The sequence below is a fragment of the Roseicella aerolata genome, from assembly GCF_020523605.1.
Lineage (GTDB): Bacteria > Pseudomonadota > Alphaproteobacteria > Acetobacterales > Acetobacteraceae > Paracraurococcus > Paracraurococcus aerolatus.
This window is the reverse complement of sequence record NZ_JAJAQI010000008.1, coordinates 66385-84825: the sequence shown is the minus strand read 5'-3', so window position 1 is coordinate 84825 and position 18441 is coordinate 66385. Positions and strand designations below refer to the sequence as shown.

The window sequence follows — 18441 nt, the reverse complement described above, 5'->3', positions numbered from 1 at the left end:
GTAGATGTCCGACCTCACGCATGCGTAGCCTCGGTCAAACGATGTCGCGCCGAACCAGCACCGCCCGCCGCCGGCAATGCGCCGCCCTTCCCCTCTCCCGCCGGGGCGATGACCTGTTCGTGCTGCTGGTGACCAGCCGGGAGACCCGGCGCTGGGTCGTGCCGAAGGGCTGGGTGGAGAAGCGGCACAGCCCTGCCGACCAGGCCGCCCAGGAAGCCTATGAGGAGGCGGGGATCCGCGGCCGCGTCGCCTCGGCCCCGATCGGCCGCTACGCCTATGCCAAGCGCCTGCGCGACGGTGCCAGCGTGACCTGCGAGGTCGAGGTCTTCGCGCTCGAGGTCGAGCAACTGCTGGAGGACTGGCCCGAGAAAGGGCAACGCGAGCGCCGCTGGTTCAGCCTGCCCGACGCGGCCGCGGCGGTGCAGGAAGGCGGGCTCGGCAGCCTCATGCTGAGCCTGGCGGCACCGACCGCGGCGTGAGGATCGATGCGCTGCCGCTGCCGGGCGGCGGCCTGCTCGGCATCACCCATTGTCCCGGCCGCCGCGGCGGCACGCTGGCGGGGGACCTCGCCGCCATCCGCGTCTGGGGCGCCACCCACCTGCTGACCCTGCTGGAGGAAGCGGAACTCCCGCCCGGCCTGCCCGGGGCGGCGGCTGGCGCCGGGCTTGCCTGGCACCGCCTGCCGATCCCCGACATGCGGCCGCCGGGCGTGGCGGCACGGGCGGCCTGGCCCGGCATCGCCGCGGCCCTGCGGTCGGTATGGGCGGCGGGCGGCCATGTCGCGGTGCATTGCGCCGCCGGCCTCGGGCGCAGCGGGACAGTCGCGGCCTGCCTGCTGCTGGAGGCCGGCATCGCCCCCGGCCAGGCCATTGCGATGGTCCGTGCCGCGCGGCCGGGGGCAATCGAGACCCCGGAGCAGGAAGGCTTCGTGATGGCGGGGGGCTTCGCCCCCTGCCCTTCCACCGGGCCAGCACCGGGCCTGAACCGGCCCGGATCCCTTGCCGACCGGCGCAATTCCTGACCTGCAGGCGGCATGGGCGACGGCTCAGGCCGCGCCCGCGGCCCGCGGCGCAGGCCGCGCAGCCAGGCCGCCGCAGGTGGCGCCGGCGCCCAGGGCCGCATCACTGCGGCAGCATCAATGCGGGACGGCGTCAGTCCTCGCCTGCCGCATCCAGCACATGCAGCGCATAGGTGAAGGCGGCGCCGGCATTGAGCGCAATCGCCACGCCGAGCGCCTCGGCCATCTCCTCCTTCGTCGCGCCGGCATGCTTCGCCTTGCGCACATGCGCATCGATGCAGCCGTCGCAGCGCGTGGTGACGGCAACCGCGAGCGAGATGAGCTCCCGGGTCTTCGCATCCAGGTGCTTCGTGGTGGCGGCACCGCGGTTCAGGGCGCCGAAGCCCTTGACCAGTTCGGGGTGCAGCGCGTTCAGCGCCTTCCCCTGTTCCCGCGCCGCGGCGTTGTAGGCGTCCCATTCCTTGATCGCGCTCATGCGTCTCTCCCCTGAAACGGAACGGGCGCGGGGGATGCCCCCGCGCCCGCCCGCAACACCATGCCGGATGGCCGCTTACTCGGCCACCTCCGGCTCCTTCTCCGCCTCGCCATCGCCCTCCTCGGGCCTGGGCAGGGCGGGCGGCGCGGCCTCGACATACTCGAAGGCCAGCTCGCCATCCTTCAGGTTCACCTTCACCGCGCCGCCCTTCACCAGCTTGCCGAAGAGCAGCTCCTCGGCCAGCGGCTTCTTGACGTTCTCCTGGATCACGCGGGCCAGCGGCCGCGCGCCGTAGAGCGGGTCGAAGCCCTTCTCCGCCAGCCACTCCTTGGCGGCGGAGGAAAGCTCGATCGTCACGTTGCGGTCGGCGAGCTGCGCCTCGAGCTGCATGACGAATTTCTCGACCACCCGGCCGACGATCTCCGGCGTCAGGCCGGAGAAGGGCACCACCGCGTCCAGCCGGTTGCGGAATTCCGGCGTGAACATGCGCTGGATCGCCTCGGTATCCTCGCCGACGCGAACCGGGCTGCCGAAGCCGATCGCCGGCTTCGCCATGTCCGCCGCGCCCGCATTCGTCGTCATGATCAGGATGACGTTGCGGAAATCGACGGTCTTGCCGTTGTGGTCGGTCAGCTTCCCGTGGTCCATGACCTGCAGCAGGATGTTGTACAGGTCCTGGTGCGCCTTCTCGATCTCATCGAGCAGCAGCACCGCATGCGGGTGCTGGTCGATGGCGTCCGTCAGCAACCCGCCCTGGTCGAAGCCGACATAGCCCGGCGGCGCGCCGATCAGCCGGGAGACCGAGTGCCGCTCCATGTATTCCGACATGTCGAAGCGGATCAGCTCGATGCCGAGCGTCTTGGCGAGCTGCTTCGCCACCTCGGTCTTGCCGACGCCGGTCGGGCCGGAGAACAGGTAGTTGCCGATCGGCTTCTCCGGGTCGCGCAGCCCGGCGCGGGAGAGCTTGATCGCCGCCGAGAGCGCCTCGATCGCCCGGTCCTGCCCGAAGACCATGGCCTTCAGGTCGCGCTCGAGGGTCTTCAGCGTCTCCTTGTCGTCGTTGCTGACGGTCTTCGGGGGGATGCGGGCGATCTTCGCCACGATCTCCTCGACATCCTTCAGCGTGACGGTCTTCCGCCGCTTGTTCTCCGGCAGCAGCATGCGGGAGGCGCCGACCTCGTCGATCACGTCGATCGCCTTGTCCGGCAGCTTCCGGTCATGGATGTACTTGGCCGAGAGCTCGACGGCGGCGCGGATCGCTTCCGGCGTGTAGCGGACCTTGTGGTGCTTCTCGTAGTTGGTCTTCAGCCCCTGCAGGATCTTGACCGCGTCCTCGAGGTTGGGCTCGTTCACGTCGATCTTCTGGAAGCGCCGGACGAGCGCCCGGTCCTTCTCGAAGTAGTTGCGGTATTCCTTGTAGGTAGTGCTGCCGATGCAGCGCAGCGTGCCCTGGGCCAGCGCCGGCTTCAGCAGGTTGGAGGCGTCCATGGCGCCGCCGCTGGTCGCGCCCGCGCCGATCACCGTATGGATCTCGTCGATGAAGAGGATGGAGCCGGGCTGCTGCTCCAGCTCGTTCACCACGGCCTTCAGCCGCTCCTCGAAATCGCCGCGGTAGCGGGTGCCGGCGAGCAGGCTGCCCATGTCGAGCGCGAAGATGGTGGACTTGCCCAGCACCTCGGGCACGTCGCCCTCGATGATGCGCTTGGCCAGGCCCTCCGCGATGGCGGTCTTGCCGACGCCGGGATCGCCGACATAGAGCGGGTTGTTCTTGGTGCGGCGGCAGAGGATCTGGATGGTCCGCTCGATCTCGCTGTCGCGGCCGATGAGCGGGTCGATCTTGCCCTGCTGCGCCTTCTTGTTGAGGTTGACGCAGTAGTTGGAGAGGGCGTCCTGGCCGCGGCCGCGCGCCGGCTTCTCCTCCTTCTCCTGCTCCTCGTTCGGGGTGCTGGTGGGCGTGCCCTGGACGGGGCGGCTCTGCGCCCGGCCGGGGGCCTTGGCGATGCCGTGGGAGATGAAGTTGACGGCATCCAGCCGGGTCATGTCCTGCAGCTGCAGGAAGTAGACGGCATGGCTCTCGCGCTCGGAGAACAGGGCGACGAGGACATTGGCGCCCGTCACCTCGTCCCGGCCGGAGGACTGCACATGGATGGCGGCGCGCTGGACCACGCGCTGGAAGCCGGCGGTCGGCTTCGGGTCGCCCGCCCGCTCGGTGACGAGGCCAGCGAGGTCCTTGTCGAGGAACTCGGTCAGGTCGCGCTTGAGCTTGTCGTTGTCGACGCCGCAGGCCCTGAGGACCGTGGCCGCATCGGTGTCGTCGGTCAGGGCGAGGAGGAGGTGCTCCAGTGTCGCGTATTCGTGCCGGCGTTCATTCGCGAGGCCGAGGGCGCGATGGAGCGTCTGCTCGAGGTTGCGTGACAGCATGCTAGAGACGCTCCCAATGAGAACCGACGTCCCGGTCATCGCCCGGGGACGGCGGGGGTTCCCCCAGTTGAACATCTTGGCGCTCCGGCTCCCTCGGGCATCCCCGCCGTTCGGCGGGGTGGGCGGCGCGTGACGGCCTGACCTCGCCGGGATCATTCCAGGATCGTGCGCCGCGATGGTGTCATTCCTGCGTCACCGCAGCCGGAACGACCGGCCGGGCTACTCCTTCTCGATGGTGCACTGGAGAGGATGCTGGTTCTGCCGGGCCAAGTCCATCACTTGCGTGACCTTGGTCTCGGCGACCTCATAGGTGTAGACGCCGCAGACGCCGACCCCGCGACGATGCACGTGCAGCATGATTCGTGTCGCCTCCTCCCGGTTCTTCTGGAAGAAGCGTTCCAGCACATGCACGACGAACTCCATCGGGGTGTAGTCGTCGTTGAGCATCAGCACCTTGTACATCGCCGGCTTCTTGGTGCGCGGACGGGTCTTCACCACGACGCCGGTATTCGGCGTGGTGTCGCCGGGCGTGTTCCCTCCGTTCGGTCGCTTGTCTTGGTCGCTCATCGGTATTCCTGGTGGACAGGGGGCTCGCCTGGCTGAAGGGCATCCCGGGGCCGGCCGAAACCTGTCCCGGCGCGGAGGATACCGCCGCGCGCGTCGCAAGGTGAAGTGCCACGCGCAGGCTTGCCGCAGGATATGGGCGCCGGCAGCCACGAGCGGAAGAGCCGCCCGGGGAAACGAGAAGGGCCCGGCCGGGCCGCCCCGCCCCCGGAATGGGGGCCGGCGGCCCGGTCCGGGCCCGTCAACTCACGCCCCGGCCGCAGCGGCCGGGGCCTCCGCGACCGCCTGATCAGGCGGCGAGCGGCTTGCCGAACTTCTCGACCGCGAGCGTCATGCGGGCGGAGAGCGGCGCGAAGGACGCCTCGGCCAGCTTCAGCGCGGCTTCCTGCAGCTTCGCGGTCTCGGCGAAGGACTTCTCCAGCGCGGCGCGGGTGTAGGAGGTCTGGATCTCGGCGGCCTCCTTCAGGCTCTTGACCGTGGTCAGCGCCTTGGCGCCGGCGACCGTGTGGTCGGCCAGGCCCTGCACCATGGCGAAGGTCTGCTTGCTGAGGTCCTGCACGCCGGCGACATAGACCTGGGTCGCCTTCGCCATCGCCTCGAGATTGCCGCGGGAGAACTCCGCCGCCTCTTCCGCCGCCTTGAACAGCCCCTCGGTCGTCTTCGTCGCCTGGTCCATCGTTTTCTCCACGGTCACCTGCGCCTCGGCGGCGCTCGCCTCAAAGGTCTTGCGGGCCTTCGGGGCGGTCTCAGTCACCGCCTCGTTGACCAGCTTCTTCACGTCAGCCACTTTGGCCTCGGTTGCCGTCGCCATCGCCTTGCTCCTCCGCACCGCCATCTTCGCCTCACTTCCGTTTGGCGCTGGTCGGGTGATGCCCCACTGGGTGCGCCGCTTTGCTGCACTGCAACATCACCGCTTTTAGACGACTGCCCGATGCAGCGGCAAGAATTTTTTGCGCTGCACAAAAACGGCTCTCATCACACTATTGCGAGGCTTGAAACTCACGGCGCCCCGTTGCATCGCGCCAGCGGCGAAAGCCTGACAGGACACTGCACCTCTCGAACGCAAGTTATTGCTTCATAAAGGTTCCTCCTTCATTCCAGTGGACAGTCGCGGTGCTGGCACCGTATCGTGTCATGGATTCGCAGGCATGCCGGGGGGGCGGTGCCGCGCATCAGGGGGCTGCCTATGTCGGGGACCAGCGCGTTCTGGCGCTCAAGGGCCATCAGTGCCCTCACACTCGCCTGTGGATTGGGGATCGCAACACCAGCCATCGCACAGATAGGCAGCGACCGATACGCCGCCATCGTCGTCGATGCCCGGAACGGCAACACGCTCATCGCCGCCAACCCGGATGAGCGGCGCTACCCCGCCTCCCTCACCAAGATGATGACCGTCTACATGGCCTTCGAGGCCCTGCGCGACGGCCGGATCGAGCTCTCCTCGCCCATCCGCGTCTCCTATTCGGCGGCCTCCATGTCGCCTTCCAAGCTCGGCCTGGTGGCGGGGCAGACCATCACGGTCGAGGAAGCGATCCTCGCCCTGGTCACCAAATCCGCGAACGACGCCGCCGCCGCGCTGGGCGAGTTCCTGGGCGGCGGCTCCGAGGATCGCTTCGCCCAGATGATGACGCTGCGTGCCCGCTCGCTCGGCATGCGCAACACCACTTTCCGCAACGCCTCCGGCCTGCCGGATTTCGACCAGGTCTCGACGGCCCGCGACATGGCGCTGCTGGGCCAGCGGCTGATCCGCGACTTCCCCGAGCGCTATTCCTACTTCTCGACACCGCACTTCGTCTTCCGCGGCCGGACCTACTGGAACCACAACCGCCTGCTGCAGGAATATGACGGCACGGACGGCATCAAGACCGGCTATGTCAATGACAGCGGCTTCAACCTGGTCGCCAGCGTGCAGCGGGACGGCGTGCGGCTGATCGCCGCCGTCTTCGGCGGCCGCACGGGCCGGGAGCGCGACCGTCATATGATGGCGCTGCTCGATCAGGGCTTCGCCACCATGGGCGTCTCCCCGCGCGAGACGATGGTGGCCCGCCGCAGCATGCCGACCGTGGTCGCCGGCGCGCAGGCCGCCCGCCCCGTCACGCGCGTCGCCGCCCGTCCGGCCCGGGCCGCCGCAAAGCCGGCGGTCACCGCCAGCCGCGCCGCGCCGCAGACCCGCGCCGCACCGCAGACCCGGGCCACGCCACCGCGCGCCACCCTGCTGCGCGTGACCTCGGTGAAGCCCGCCCGGCAATCCGCCCGGATCGAGCAGGGCGATGGCGGCGGCCGTAGCGCCGCCCAGCCGGCCAGGCGCCCGGCCTCCGGCACTGCCAAACCCGCGGCCAAGCCGGTCGCCGCCGCGGCCAAGCGGCGCCCCAGCTGACACCGCCCGGCGCCCGCCCCGCGGGCGCCCTGGCCTCCCGACGCCCGCCGCGCGGGCGTGCCGGCCTCCCGGTGGGTGGGCATGGCCTAGCGCCGCCCCGGCCAGGGCGGCCGGTTTCGGACATCGCCGGCCGCGCCGCCGCGTCCCCCGCCAGGGAAGGACGCGGGCCGCGCCATCTCAGGCCATCGCCCCGCGCGCCGCGATCGGCCAGAGGCACTCCACCCGCCCCTGCCGCACGCCGACATACCAGTCGTAGCGATCCACCGTCGGGTCGCAATGCCCGGGCACCAGCCGCAGCTTGTCGCCCAGGGCCGGCGCCGCCCCGTCCTCCACCAGCAGCTTGCCATGCTCGTCCGAGGCGGAGACGTAGCGCAGCCCCGGCCGGCCATGCACCAGCGGCAGGCCGGAATCCACCGCCACCGCCTTGTGCCCGGCATCCAGCACGGCGACGCCCGGGATCGCCCGGCTCATCACCGTGCTCAGCACGAAGAGGCTCTGCCGGAAGGGCGGCGGCGCCTCGTTCCGCGCATAATCGGCATCCATGAAGGCATAGGACCCCGCCTGGATCTCGGTATAGACGCCGCTCGCGGCCTCCAGCGCGAAGGTGCCGGTGCCGCCGCCGCCGACGATCGGGCAATCGAGGCCCCGCTGGCGAAGCTGTTCCACCGTCCGGCGCGTGACCTCGGCGGCATGGGCGATCGCCGCCTCCCGCTCCCCGGGCGTCCGCTTGTGCTGGGCGCTGCCGTGGTAGCTCTGCAGCCCGCCGAAGCGCAGATGCGGGCTGGCCGCGATCCGCTCCGCCAGCGCCACGGCCTCCGGCCCCGGCTCCACCCCGCAGCGGGAGGCGCCGCAATCGATCTCCACCAGCACGGGGATGCGCACCCCGGCCGCCTCGGCCGCCGCGGCGATCTCCACCACCTGCAGCGGGTCGTCGGCGCAGACCGCGACCTCGGCGATGCGGGCCAGGGCGGCCAGGCGCGCGAGCTTGGCCGCCCCCACCACCTGGTTGCTCACCAGGATGTCCGGCACGCCACCCCAGGCCAGCGCCTCCGCCTCCGCCACCTTCTGCACGCATTGCCCGACCGCGCCGCGCGCCATCTGCAGCCGGGCGATCACCGCCGATTTGTGGGTCTTGGCATGGGCGCGCAGCTTCACGCCCGTCGGCGCCAGCAGCGCCGCCATGGCGTCCAGATTGGCCTCGAAGGCATCCAGGTCGAGGATCAGGGCGGGGGTGTCGACCTCCTCCTCCATCATGCCCGGCTCGGCGGGCGGCGGCTGCAGCATGGGCGTGCGACTCCGGATCTGCGACGTGGTGGCGGCAAAAGAGCCACATGCTGCCGCCGCCGGCGACCCGCCACGCATGATCTGGCGCAAAGGTCACCGCAGGCAGGCCCCTGCCCCTCCCCTCGGCGCCTGCCGCGCCTCACGCCGGCTCCAGCGAGGGGGAGATCCGGCTGCGGCCGCCCATGAAGCGGTGCATCGCCTGCAGCAACCGCAGCAGGGCCCGCGGTGGCCGCCAGTGCGGATGCGCCAGCATATATTTTGCCGCGCGCAGACAGACCGGCATGTAAATTTCGGACAAATCCGGGTCCGGCAGGTATTGCGAGGGCGCCGGCAGCGCGCTGTGCAGCCGCAGCCGCCGCGCCAGCACGATGGCCCGCAGCCCCATGATCCGCACGCCCCGGCGGAAGGCGCAGCAGATCCGGTGCAGCAGCCCGGCCAGCGCCGCCGGCGCGCCGGGCGCCGCCGCCTCCCGCAGCAGCCGCATCCAGAGCTCGGCCTTCGTCCAGCGGCGATAGGTGCGGGAGATGGTGTCGGCCTTCCCGAACCCCTCCGGCAGCGCGGACCAGGGCGCCCGCCCGCCGCCCCGGCTGTCCGGCCGCTTCAGGGTGACGGCGCGGAAGACCGCATCCAGCCGGGCGCGCACATCCGCCATCTTCCGCCCGGGCCGGGACGGCCCGCCGAGGCCGCAGCCCTGCGCCGCCAGGATGGGGGCGAGCACCGCCCATTCCGCATCGGTCAGCGGCGCCCAAGGCCGCGGCGGCGTCAGGCCGGTGAGCGGGTCCAGATACAGCCGGCGCACCAGGTCATGGCGCAGCAGGAAATCCGGCGGGAGGATCTCGGAGGGGATGGTCTCGGCGGGGCGGCGGCGACGGCGGGGCATGGGGGCGGTCCGGCTGGGGGAGCGGGACCCGGAACGAAACCAGAAGATAGGAAAAAATGCAAGGAGAACGGGGCTCCGCCCGTCGGCAGCCGTACCGCCGACCCCGCCAGGAGGGCCTTGCCCTCCCGGGCCACCCATCAAAGGCCGAAGGGCCTTTGGAAACCAGGAGTCTGCCCCTCCCGCGCGGGAGGGCGGGCGGTCAGCCCCGCCCCGCCCGTGCCTGGTTGAGCGCGAGCAAGCGGGAGAGCGCCTCCTCCTCCGCGATATCGGCCGGAAACCCATAGGCGGCGGCGACGGCGGCATCGAGGGCGGCACGCAGGTGATCGAGCGAGGCACCCTCCGGCCGGCCGCGGGTGTTGTAGAGGGCGGTCAGGGTGCGCTGCTCCAGCAGGGCGGCGGCGATGGCTTCCTGACGACGACCTGGCCCGACACCAAGAATCCGTAAGAAATGCACTCACTCCGGTTCGACAAGCAGACCCCGGGGTTCGAAGGGCCCTTCGGCCCTTGGCGGGGTGCCCGGAGGAGCAGCGCCCTTCTGGCGGGGTTGCGGGGCGGCGCCCCGCCCTCAGGCCCGGCGCGCCCGCCGCTGCGCCAGCCAGATGCCCGCCGCGATCAGCCCGATGCCGATGGCGTGGTAGGCCCGCGGCCGCTCGCCGAGCAGGAGGATGGCGAGGATGGTGCCGAAGACCGGGACGAGAGGCACCGCGAGGCCGGCGGTGTTCGCCCCCACCAGGGCGACCACGCGGTTGTAGCAGAGATAGGCGAGGACCGAGGCGAAGACCGCGACATAGAGGATCGCCAGCAGGGCGGGCGCGGTGAGCGGCAGCGGCCGGCCGGCCAGCGTCTCGGCGACATGGAAGGGCAGCAGCAGCGCCGCGCCGGTGACGAAGGTGGCGGCGACGAAGCTCAGCCCGTGCACGGCGGGACGCTGGCGCAGCAGGGCGGTATAGGCGGCGTAGCTGGCGATGCCCGCCAGCATCCAGACATCGCCGCGGTTCAGCGCGAGCCGCGCCAGCACCGCCGGGTCGCCATGGGTGATGAGCACGAGCGCGCCCGCCAGCGAGACGGCGATGCCGATGCCCTGCCGCGCGCTGACCCCTTCGCGGAACATCAGGAAGGAGGCGAGGACGATCAGCACCGGCATGGCCGTCTGCAGCATGACGATGTTGAGCGCGGTGGTGGTCTGCGCCGCGATGTAGAGGCAGGTGTTGAATACCGCGACGCCGAGCACCGAGAGCGCCAGCATCACCCGCCAGTGCCGCCGCATGGCCGGCAGGTCGGCCTGCAGGTGGCGCCAGGCGAAGGGCAGCACGATGGCGGCGCCGACCACCCAGCGCCAGAAGGCCAGCGCGATGGGCGGCACCTCCCCGGCCACGGCGCGGCCGACGATGGCGTTGCCCGACCAGAAGAGCGCGGGGAACATCATCAGCAGCCAGGCCCGGTCGAAGGGGCCGCGCCGGTCTGGTGCCTGGGGGGTGTTCTGCATGGCCTGGGGTTCCCGTGCGCCGCGGCCTCCGGCGGAGGGGCGGGGCTCGCCGCCGGGTGCCGCTCCGCCGTGGTGATCCTTCGGGTCGCGGGGTCGCGCCCGGGCATTCCTGCCTGCCCGCGGCCTGCTGTAGCAGCCGCGCGCCGGGCGCGCATCCCGACGGGGGCGGGGCATGCGTTGCCGGCGGCACAGGCCATGGCGCCGCGCCACCCCGGTGCGGTCCGGGCGGCATGGCCGCCGACGGGCGGTGGGCGGCGGACAGCGCCCTCCCCGCCCCGGGCATGGAACGAAACGCCCCGGCGGACGTAACCTTCGTCGTGCCGGGCCCTCCCCGTGGGCGGGGTGTTCCGGCGCGCCCATCCAGCCAGGGGAGGAGCAGCCGATGCCGCGGTTCACGGAGGACTGGGTCAGCGGGCATTTCCCGCAATGGGAGCAACTGTTCTTCCACCTGCTCGGCTGGGACCCCGCGGCACCGCGCCGGGTGGTGGAGATCGGCTGCTTCGAGGGGCGCTCCACCCTCTGGTTCCTGCAGAACCTTCTGCGCCACCCGGAAAGCCGCATCACCTGCATCGACACCTTCGCGGGCGGCGCCGAGCATTCGGAGGCGCAGACCGCCGGCCTGTTCGAGCGGTTCCGCGCCAATCTGGAGGAGAGCGGCCAGGCCGGGCAGGCCGAGGTGCTGCGGGGCGACAGCTTCTCCGGCCTCTCGGCGCTGATCGCCCGCGGCACGGCGGTGGACCTCGCCTATATCGATGGCTCGCATGAGGCGCCGGACGTGCTGGCGGACCTCGTGCTCGCCTTCCGCCTGCTGGTGCCGGGGGGCGTCATCCTCTGCGACGACTATCTCTGGTCACGCGAGCCGCCGGCGGAGGTGGATGCGCTGGGCTGCCCCAAGCTGGCGATCGACGCCTTCACCACCATCTACCGGCGCCGGCTCGAATTCGTGCCCTGGAACTGGCACTGGCAGGTCGCCTTCCGGAAGGCCGCGACCTGATCCGACCCGGTGCGCCCGGGCTGTCGCCGCCTGCCGGCGGATCGGCGCGCGCTGTCGGCCGGCCGCATCGGGACGGGGCGCGACGGATGGCGCGGCAGGCCGGCGGCCCGTCGCCGGGCCAGTCCCCTGGCATGACGCCCGGGTTGGGCGACCGACCGGCGCCGCGTCCGGTCGTGCCGGCGGGCGCCCCCCGGGGCGGCGACGGCGGCGGGAACGACCCGGCGCCACGGCTGTTCAACGGCCACTCGCCACGCGCAACGGAGGATCCGATGGCCGCCGCCCGGATCGCTGCCTTCCCCGCACCGCCATGCCGCAATGGTCCCGCCCCCCGTCCCGATGCGGGTCCGCGCGTCCCGGGCCGGCGCCGCGGCGGGCTCGGCCTGCAGCGGATTGCGTTCATGTCTGAACGCCCATCCGCTGGTGCTCCTCGTTTTCCGCGCAGAGTCTCGCTCCCGGGCGTTCATGCCCTCCCGCGATCTGCTCTGGCCCTCTGCCTGCTGGCCTGGGCGCCGGCCCTGCGGGCGCAGGAGACGCCGCGCGCCCCGTCGGCGCCGCCCGCGCAGGGCGAAGGGATCGCCCCGGACTCGGTGGTCCGCCTGCTCGGACGGGAGGTGAAGGACAAGACCGGGGAGGTGGTCGCCCAGGTCGTCAACCTGCTGGTGGATGCCGCGGGGGAGCCCCGCGCCGCCATCCTCGACTATGGCGGCTTCCTCGGCGTCGGCAAGCGGCGGATCGCCGTGGCCTGGCGCGCGCTGCGCTTCACGCCCGGCGCGACGACCGGCGCCGTCACGCTCGAGCTGGACCGGGAGCAGCTGAAGAACTTCCCCGAATACAAGCCGGACGCCCCCATCCTCGCTGCGGTCCCGCCACTTGAGGCCGAGGCGCCGCCCGCGGCGGGCGCGCCGCGCCAGGCCCCGGAGTAGCGCCGAGCATGGCGGACCGGCGGAGCGCGCGCGGGCTGGATTGGCTGAACTTCTTCATCGCCGATGTGCAGACCGGCTTCGGACCCTTCGTCGCGGTCTACCTGGCGGCGCAGGAATGGACGGAATTCGAGATCGGCCTCGCCCTCAGCGTCGGCGCCTTCACCGCCATGATCAGCCAGGTGCCCGCCGGCGCGGTGGTGGATGCAACGCCGCGCAAGCGCCTCGCGGCCCTCGCGGCGCTGGTCAGCCTCGCCCTCAGCGCCCTGCTGCTGGCGGCCTGGCCGGCGCCCCTGCCCGTCCTGTTCTCCCTGGTGCTGCACGGCTTCGCCAGTTGCGTGCTCGCCCCCGCCGTCGCCGCCATCAGCCTCGCCCTGGTCGGCCGGAACGGGCTCGGCGAGCGGCTGGGGCGCAATGCCCGCTACCGGGCGATCGGCAACGGCCTGTCGGCCGGCGTCATGGGGGCGGTCGGCGCCTATGTCTCGGGCGCCGCGGTCTTCTGGCTGACCGCGGCCCTGACCCTGCCGGCCATGGCGGCATTGTCCCGCATCCGCGCCGCCGAGCTGGCACCAAGGGAGGAGGCGGCGCAGGCGGCGGAAGCCGCCGGGCAGGGCGGCTTCCGGACCCTCCTCACCAATCGCGGGGTGCTGGTCTTCTCCGCCTGCTGCGCCCTGTTCGCGCTCTCGAACGCCGCCATGCTGCCGCTGGTGGGCACGGAGGTGACGGCGCGGGCGGGGTCCATGGCCAATCTGGTGATCGCCGCCTGCATCGTCGTGCCGCAGCTCGTCGTCGCCGTGATCTCGCCCTGGGTGGGCCGGCTGGCCGAGCGCCGCGGCCGCCGGCTGGTCCTGCTGATCGGCCTCGGTGCCCTGCCGGTGCGGGGGCTGCTGCTGTCGCAGGTCGAGGAGCCCGTCGCGCTCGTGCTCGTGCAGGCGCTGGATGGGCTCGGCGCCGCCACGCTCGGCGTGCTGCTGCCGCTGGTCGCGGCCGATCTGACGCGCGGCACCAACCGCTTCAACACCTGCATGGGGGTCTTCGGCCTGGCGAACGGCATCGGCGCCACCGTGAGCACCGCGGCGGCAGGCGCGGTGGCGGCGGGCTATGGCGTCGGCGCGGCCTTCCTCGCCCTGGCCGGGGCGGGGCTGCTGGCCGTCCTGCTCGCGCTGCTGGCCATGCCGGAGACCCGGCCGGCGCCGCCGGCCGCGCCGGAGCCAGTGGCACCGATCGCCCTCAGGCCCGAACGCAGCCCCTCATAGGCAGGGGCCGGGATGGGGTGGGGACTGCCGGCCCGCCGCTGCCCGAAGGACCGTGGCCCCGGCCACCGTCGTGGCGGGCCAGGAAGGCCGGCCCCCGCAGCCGCACGGCCAGGGCGTCTCCGCCGCCCGCCAGCGCGCCGCGACCCAGGCACGGGCGCGCCGCGGTCCCCTTTCCGTCTCCACCCGGACCGGCACCAGCCGGTAGGAGGCGCCCTCATAGGCGGCCAGCCGGGCGAGCGCCACCGGCCCGCAGCGCAGCAACGCGCCCGCGGTCGCCGCGCCGGGATCGCGCCGCAGCGTCGGATAGGGCGTGCCGCGCAGCATCACGCGCGCAAAGCCCGGCAGGTGGGCCGGGCGGAGCCGGCGCGCCAGGCCCCGCTCGCCCGCCATGCGGTCCAGCACCGCCGGCCGCAGTAGCGTGCCGTAGAGGAAGAGGGGCAGTGTCATGCCGTTTTCCGCGTGGAGGCCGGTGCATGGCCGCGGCGTCCGGCGCCGCCGGTGGCGCCTGCAAGCCGGGCACATGACGTCCCGACCTGCGGCCCGCGGCCCATGCCGCGACGCCAAGGCCCGGAGGGCCGCCGGCGTTCGAGGCATGACATGCGTCAGCATGTCATGCCCCAGGCGTCACTCCACCTGCATCTGCAATTCCGCAACCAGCGGCCGCACCTGGGCGAGCTGGGCGCGCACCGCGGCGCCGAACTCCTCGGCCGAATTGCCGCCCGGCTCGGCGCCGAGCTCCTGGATGCGGCGCACCACCTCCGGGTGCCGGGCCGCCGCCGCGATCTCCCGCTGCAGCCGCGCCAGCACCGCGGGCGGCGTGTTGGCGGGCGCGAAGAAGCCGTTCCAGCCCAGCAGTTCGATGCTGGGATAGCCCTGCTCGCGCGCCGTCGGCACCTCGGGCAGCGCCGTCGCCCGCTGCGCGGCCAGGGTCGCGATCGGCCGCAGCGCGCCGGCGCGGATGTTGGAGAGGGAGGAGGAGAGCTGGTCGCCGCCGAACTGGACGCGGCCCGCCAGCAGCTCCTGCACCAGCGGCGCGGCGCCGCGGAAGGGCACATGGTCCATGCGGATCCCGGCATCGCGCTTCAGGATCTCGCCGACCAGGTTGATGGTGCTGCCCGGCCCGGTGGAGCCGTAGAAGAGATCGGTGCGCTGCTTCGCGACGGCGACGAACTCCTTGAGGTCCTTCGCCGGCACCTGCGGGTTGACCAGCAGCATCATGGGCACGTTGGCGCCCATGGAAATCGGGGCGAAGTCGCGCTCGATGGCATGCGGCGCGCGGCCGGCGAATTCCAGCGCGGCGGTGGTGGTGCAGAAGGTCAGGTTGTGGAAGAGCAGGGTGTGGCCGTCCGTCGCCTTGGCGACGACATCGGCGCCGATCGAGCCGCCGCCGCCGCCGCGGTTCTCCACGACCACGGACTGGCCGAGCGTCTCGGTCAGGCGCTGGGCATAGAGCCGGACCAGCAGGTCGGTGGTGCCGCCCGCCGGAAAGGGCACGATGATGCGGACCGGCCGGGTCGGCCATTCCTGGGCCCGCGCCCTGCCCGCCATCGCCAGCGCCGCGCCCGCGCCGAGCAGCCCGCGCCTCGTCAGTCCCGTCATGCCTTTTCCCTCCCGACCGGGCAACAGGCTGCCCGGGGAGAGGATGCGGACAGGCCCGAGGACGGGTCAATCCGGCGCGGCGCCACCATGGCACGGGCCGGCGCCCGCGCCGCCCGGCCGCATGCCGGCCCGCCTGCCCAGGGACCGGCATGGTTCCGGATGCGGCGCGCAGCCACCCCAGCCGCGCCGCGCGCGTGCAGGGGGCAGGGGGCAGGCGCCAGGATGCCTGCCGCCCGGCCTCATGCCAGCGGCATGACTGTCCCGTTCATGCCGAGCGCCCGAACGGGCGCCGCCGCAAATGCGGCGCAGCCAAGGTTTGCGGAGCAAACCGCCCGGCGATTAAGGGGCCGTTGATGGGTCAACATCAACGGCCGCTGGTATCAGTGCCCGGCATTCTCCCCGGAGAAGTCGGGCGCCGCGAGGCCGCTGGCCGTGAGCTGCTGCACCAGCCCCTGCTTCAGCCGCTCCAGCCCCGCCTCGGAGGTCGCCTCGCAGCGCGCGACCAGCACCGCCTGGGTGTTGGAGGCCCGCAGCAGCCACCAGCCATCGGGTGTCAGCACGCGCACGCCGTCCACGTCCTGCACCTTGGCGCCCTCGGCGGCGAGCCGCTCCTTCACCTCCCGCACCACCTCGAACTTCCGGTCCTCCTCGCAGTCGAAGCGCAGCTCCGGCGTGTTGATCACCTGCGGCAGGCCGGAGCGCACCTGCGACAGCGTCGCGCCCATCCGGGCGACGATGCCGAGCAGGCGGACGGCGGAATAGGGCGCGTCGTCGAAGCCGTACCACTTGTCCGCGAAGAAGATGTGGCCGGACATCTCGCCCGCGAGCGGCGAGCCGGTCTCGGCCATCTTCGCCTTGATCAGGCTGTGGCCGGTCTTCCACATCAGCGGCTGGCCGCCGGCCTTGGCGACCTCGTCGAACAGCACCTGGCTCGCCTTGACGTCGGCGATGACGGTGGCGCCCGGCTTCGCCTTCAGCACGTCCCGCGCCAGCACGACGAGGAGCTGGTCGCCGAAGAGGATATGGCCTTCGTTGTCCACCACGCCGATGCGGTCGGCATCGCCGTCGAAGGCGATGCCGAGATCGGCGCCCTCGCGCGCCACCTCGGCGATCAGCTGCTCGAGGTTCTTGGCGACGGTCGGGTCGGGGTGGTGGTTCGGGAAGGTGCCGTCCACCTCGCCGTTGATGACGTAGTGCTCGCCCGGCAGCCGCGCCGCCAGCACCTTGGTGATGTTGGCGCCCGAGCCGTTGCCCGGATCCCAGACCACCTTCAGCTTGCGCTCGCCGCCGTCATAGTCCTGCAGCACGCGGGCGGCATAGGCCTCGGCCACGTCCACCTGCCGGTCGCTGCCCTCGGTCGAGACGGGGACGACATCCCCCTCCCGCGCCATGCGGCCGATCTCCTGGATCTGCGCGCCGAAGAAGGGCTTCTTGCCCAGCATCATCTTGAAGCCGTTGTAGTCCGGCGGGTTGTGGCTGCCGGTGACCATGACGGCGCCGTCGGTGCCGAAATGATAGGCGGCGAAGTAGAGCATCGGCGTGGCGACCAGGCCGATGCGGATCACCTCCAGCCCGCAGGCGCGCAGCCCGGCGACGAGCTGCGGCTCCAGGTCCGGGGAGGAGAGCCGGCCGTCATAGCCGACCGCGACCTTCGATCCGCCGGCGCGCGAGACGAGGCTGCCGAAGCAGCGCCCGATTGCGAAGGCATCCTCCGGCTGCAGCGTCTTCCCGACGATGCCGCGGATGTCGTACTCGCGCAGCACGGTCCGGTCGAAGCTGTGATGGAAGGCGGTCATGCAATCTCTCCGCATGGTTCTGCCGGGCGGGGGCCCGGCACGGCAGTCTCAGGGGCGGCCGATCGAGGCATACTGGAACCCCGCCGCCCGCATCGCTTCGGGATCATAGACGTTCCGCAGGTCCAGCAGAACATTCCCGCGCATCGCCTGCCGCAGCCGTTGCGGTGCCAGGGCGCGGAATTCGTTCCACTCGGTCAGCAGCACCAGCGCATCGGCGCCGGTCACGGCGTCCAGCGCGCCGGTCGCGTAATGGACGCCGCCGGGCAGCAGCGGCTTCGCATGCGCCATGCCGGCCGGGTCGAAGGCGCGGATCCTGGCCCCCGCCTCGACCAGCCGCGGCACGACGACCAGCGAGGCGGCATCGCGCATGTCGTCGGTCTCCGGCTTGAAGGTCAGGCCGAGCACCGCGATGGTCCTGCCGGCGACGCTGCCCCCACAGGCGGCGATGACGCGCTCCGCCATCCCTGCCTTGCGGGCCTCGTTCACCGCGATGGTGGTCTCGACCAGCCGGATCGGCGCGCCGAAATCGGCGGCGGTGCGGGCCAGCGCGAGGGTGTCCTTGGGGAAGCAGGAGCCGCCATAGCCCGGCCCGGCATGCAGGAATTTGCGCCCGATCCGGCCATCCAGCCCCATGCCGCGCGCGACGTCATGCACATCGGCGCCGACCTTCTCGCAGAGATCCGCGATCTCGTTGATGAAGGTGATCTTGGTGGCGAGGAAGGCATTGGCGGCGTATTTGACCAGCTCCGCCGTCTCGATCCGGGTCGCCAGGATCGGCACCTCGATCAGGTTCAGCGGCCGGTAGAGCCGCTTCAGCACGGCGAGCGCGCGCTCGCCGCCCGCCCCCTCATTCACCCCGATCACCACGCGGTCGGGCCGCATGAAGTCGCCGATCGCGCTGCCCTCGCGCAGGAATTCCGGGTTGGAGGCGACCTCGATGGCGAGGTCGGGGCGTGCCTTGCGGACGATCTCCTGCACCTGCCGGCCGGTGCCGACCGGGACGGTGGATTTCGTCACCAGCACCAGCGGGCCCTTGGCGGCCCTGGCCACCTGCTCGGCGGCGGCGAAGACGAAGGAGAGGTCGGCATGGCCGTCGCCGCGGCGCGACGGCGTGCCGACCGCGAGGAAGACCGCATCCGCCCCCTCCACCGCCTGCGCCAGGTCGGTGGTGAAATGCAGCCGGCCGTCCCGGGCATTCTCCTGCACCAGCGTGTCGAGGCCGGGCTCGTAGATCGGGATGCGGCCGTCCCGCAGCGCCGCGATCTTCGCCGCATCGGTATCGAGGATGCAGACATCCACGCCGAACTCGGCAAAGCACGCGCCGGAGACCAGCCCGACATAGCCGCCCCCCACCATGGCAATGCGCATCAA

18 protein-coding genes are annotated in these 18441 nt (G+C 72.0%); 6 read left to right on the top strand and 12 right to left on the bottom strand.

The window, feature by feature from the left end:
• Positions 1–41 precede the first annotated feature (41 nt).
• Both LHA35_RS07230 and LHA35_RS07225 read left to right on the top strand, forming a co-directional pair.
• Positions 42–479 carry an NUDIX hydrolase gene (locus tag LHA35_RS07230; RefSeq protein ID WP_226606357.1) on the top strand — a complete coding sequence of 146 codons (438 nt, stop codon included), beginning with the start codon at positions 42–44 and terminating at the stop codon, positions 477–479.
• Positions 476–1021: a phosphatase domain-containing protein gene (locus LHA35_RS07225; RefSeq protein WP_226606355.1), complete on the top strand. Its 546-nt coding sequence runs from the start codon at positions 476–478 to the stop codon at positions 1019–1021. The genes LHA35_RS07230 and LHA35_RS07225 overlap by 4 nt, the downstream gene beginning before the upstream one ends.
• Positions 1022–1151: 130 nt before the next feature.
• On the opposite strand, the gene LHA35_RS07220 is transcribed toward LHA35_RS07225, so the two are convergent.
• The 4 genes from LHA35_RS07220 to LHA35_RS07205 form a co-directional block, all read right to left on the bottom strand.
• On the bottom strand, positions 1152–1484 hold the full coding sequence (locus tag LHA35_RS07220; RefSeq protein ID WP_226606528.1) for a carboxymuconolactone decarboxylase family protein: 333 nt from the start codon (positions 1482–1484) through the stop codon (positions 1152–1154).
• Between the two features lie 84 nt (positions 1485–1568).
• Positions 1569–3914, bottom strand: coding sequence for an ATP-dependent Clp protease ATP-binding subunit ClpA (clpA, locus tag LHA35_RS07215; protein ID WP_226606353.1), 2346 nt, complete (start codon positions 3912–3914; stop codon positions 1569–1571).
• Between the two features lie 219 nt (positions 3915–4133).
• On the bottom strand, positions 4134–4481 hold the full coding sequence (gene clpS, locus LHA35_RS07210) for an ATP-dependent Clp protease adapter ClpS (protein ID WP_226606351.1): 348 nt from the start codon (positions 4479–4481) through the stop codon (positions 4134–4136).
• Between the two features lie 286 nt (positions 4482–4767).
• A complete protein-coding gene (locus tag LHA35_RS07205) occupies positions 4768–5289 on the bottom strand; it encodes a phasin family protein (protein WP_226606349.1) in 522 nt (173 codons plus the stop codon).
• 438 nt (positions 5290–5727) lie between these two features.
• Between LHA35_RS07205 and LHA35_RS07200 the strand changes: the two genes are divergently transcribed.
• Positions 5728–6855, top strand: coding sequence for a D-alanyl-D-alanine carboxypeptidase family protein (locus LHA35_RS07200; RefSeq protein WP_226606347.1), 1128 nt, complete (start codon positions 5728–5730; stop codon positions 6853–6855).
• A gap of 177 nt (positions 6856–7032) precedes the next feature.
• On the opposite strand, the gene LHA35_RS07195 is transcribed toward LHA35_RS07200, so the two are convergent.
• From LHA35_RS07195 to LHA35_RS07180, 4 genes are all read right to left on the bottom strand, one after another.
• The gene (locus LHA35_RS07195) at positions 7033–8139 is read right to left on the bottom strand and encodes a DSD1 family PLP-dependent enzyme (RefSeq protein WP_226606345.1); all 1107 of its coding nucleotides are present in this window, start codon (positions 8137–8139) and stop codon (positions 7033–7035) included.
• Positions 8140–8278: 139 nt separating this feature from the next.
• A complete protein-coding gene (locus LHA35_RS07190; protein ID WP_226606343.1) occupies positions 8279–9019 on the bottom strand; it encodes a transposase in 741 nt (246 codons plus the stop codon).
• A 199-nt stretch (positions 9020–9218) separates the two neighbouring features.
• Entirely contained in the window at positions 9219–9473 is a 255-nt protein-coding gene (locus tag LHA35_RS07185; RefSeq protein ID WP_226606341.1) for a hypothetical protein, read from the bottom strand.
• A 111-nt stretch (positions 9474–9584) separates the two neighbouring features.
• Positions 9585–10505 (bottom strand): DMT family transporter, encoded by a 921-nt coding sequence (locus tag LHA35_RS07180; RefSeq protein ID WP_226606339.1) that lies wholly within the window; start codon positions 10503–10505, stop codon positions 9585–9587.
• 382 nt (positions 10506–10887) lie between these two features.
• On the opposite strand from LHA35_RS07180, the gene LHA35_RS07175 reads away from it, so the two are divergent.
• The 3 genes from LHA35_RS07175 (at position 10888) to LHA35_RS07165 (ending at position 13675) form a co-directional block, all read left to right on the top strand.
• The gene (locus LHA35_RS07175; RefSeq protein ID WP_226606336.1) at positions 10888–11499 is read left to right on the top strand and encodes a class I SAM-dependent methyltransferase; all 612 of its coding nucleotides are present in this window, start codon (positions 10888–10890) and stop codon (positions 11497–11499) included.
• Positions 11500–12086: 587 nt separating this feature from the next.
• On the top strand, positions 12087–12422 hold the full coding sequence (locus tag LHA35_RS07170; RefSeq protein ID WP_226606334.1) for a PRC-barrel domain-containing protein: 336 nt from the start codon (positions 12087–12089) through the stop codon (positions 12420–12422).
• Between the two features lie 8 nt (positions 12423–12430).
• Positions 12431–13675, top strand: a complete 1245-nt coding sequence (locus LHA35_RS07165; protein WP_226606333.1) for an MFS transporter — start codon at positions 12431–12433, stop codon at positions 13673–13675.
• Here the strand turns inward: LHA35_RS07165 and LHA35_RS07160 are convergent.
• The 4 genes from LHA35_RS07160 to LHA35_RS07145 all read right to left on the bottom strand — a co-directional run bounded on the left by LHA35_RS07160 (position 13670) and on the right by LHA35_RS07145 (position 18438).
• Entirely contained in the window at positions 13670–14122 is a 453-nt protein-coding gene (locus tag LHA35_RS07160; RefSeq protein WP_226606331.1) for a gamma-glutamylcyclotransferase family protein, read from the bottom strand. The two genes, LHA35_RS07165 and LHA35_RS07160, sit on opposite strands and share 6 nt — an antisense overlap.
• Positions 14123–14299: 177 nt before the next feature.
• The gene (locus tag LHA35_RS07155; protein ID WP_226606329.1) at positions 14300–15274 is read right to left on the bottom strand and encodes a Bug family tripartite tricarboxylate transporter substrate binding protein; all 975 of its coding nucleotides are present in this window, start codon (positions 15272–15274) and stop codon (positions 14300–14302) included.
• A gap of 380 nt (positions 15275–15654) precedes the next feature.
• On the bottom strand, positions 15655–17070 hold the full coding sequence (pgmG, locus tag LHA35_RS07150) for a phosphoglucomutase/phosphomannomutase PgmG (protein ID WP_226606327.1): 1416 nt from the start codon (positions 17068–17070) through the stop codon (positions 15655–15657).
• Between the two features lie 48 nt (positions 17071–17118).
• Positions 17119–18438 (bottom strand): UDP-glucose dehydrogenase family protein, encoded by a 1320-nt coding sequence (locus tag LHA35_RS07145; RefSeq protein WP_226606325.1) that lies wholly within the window; start codon positions 18436–18438, stop codon positions 17119–17121.
• Positions 18439–18441: the final 3 nt, after the last annotated feature.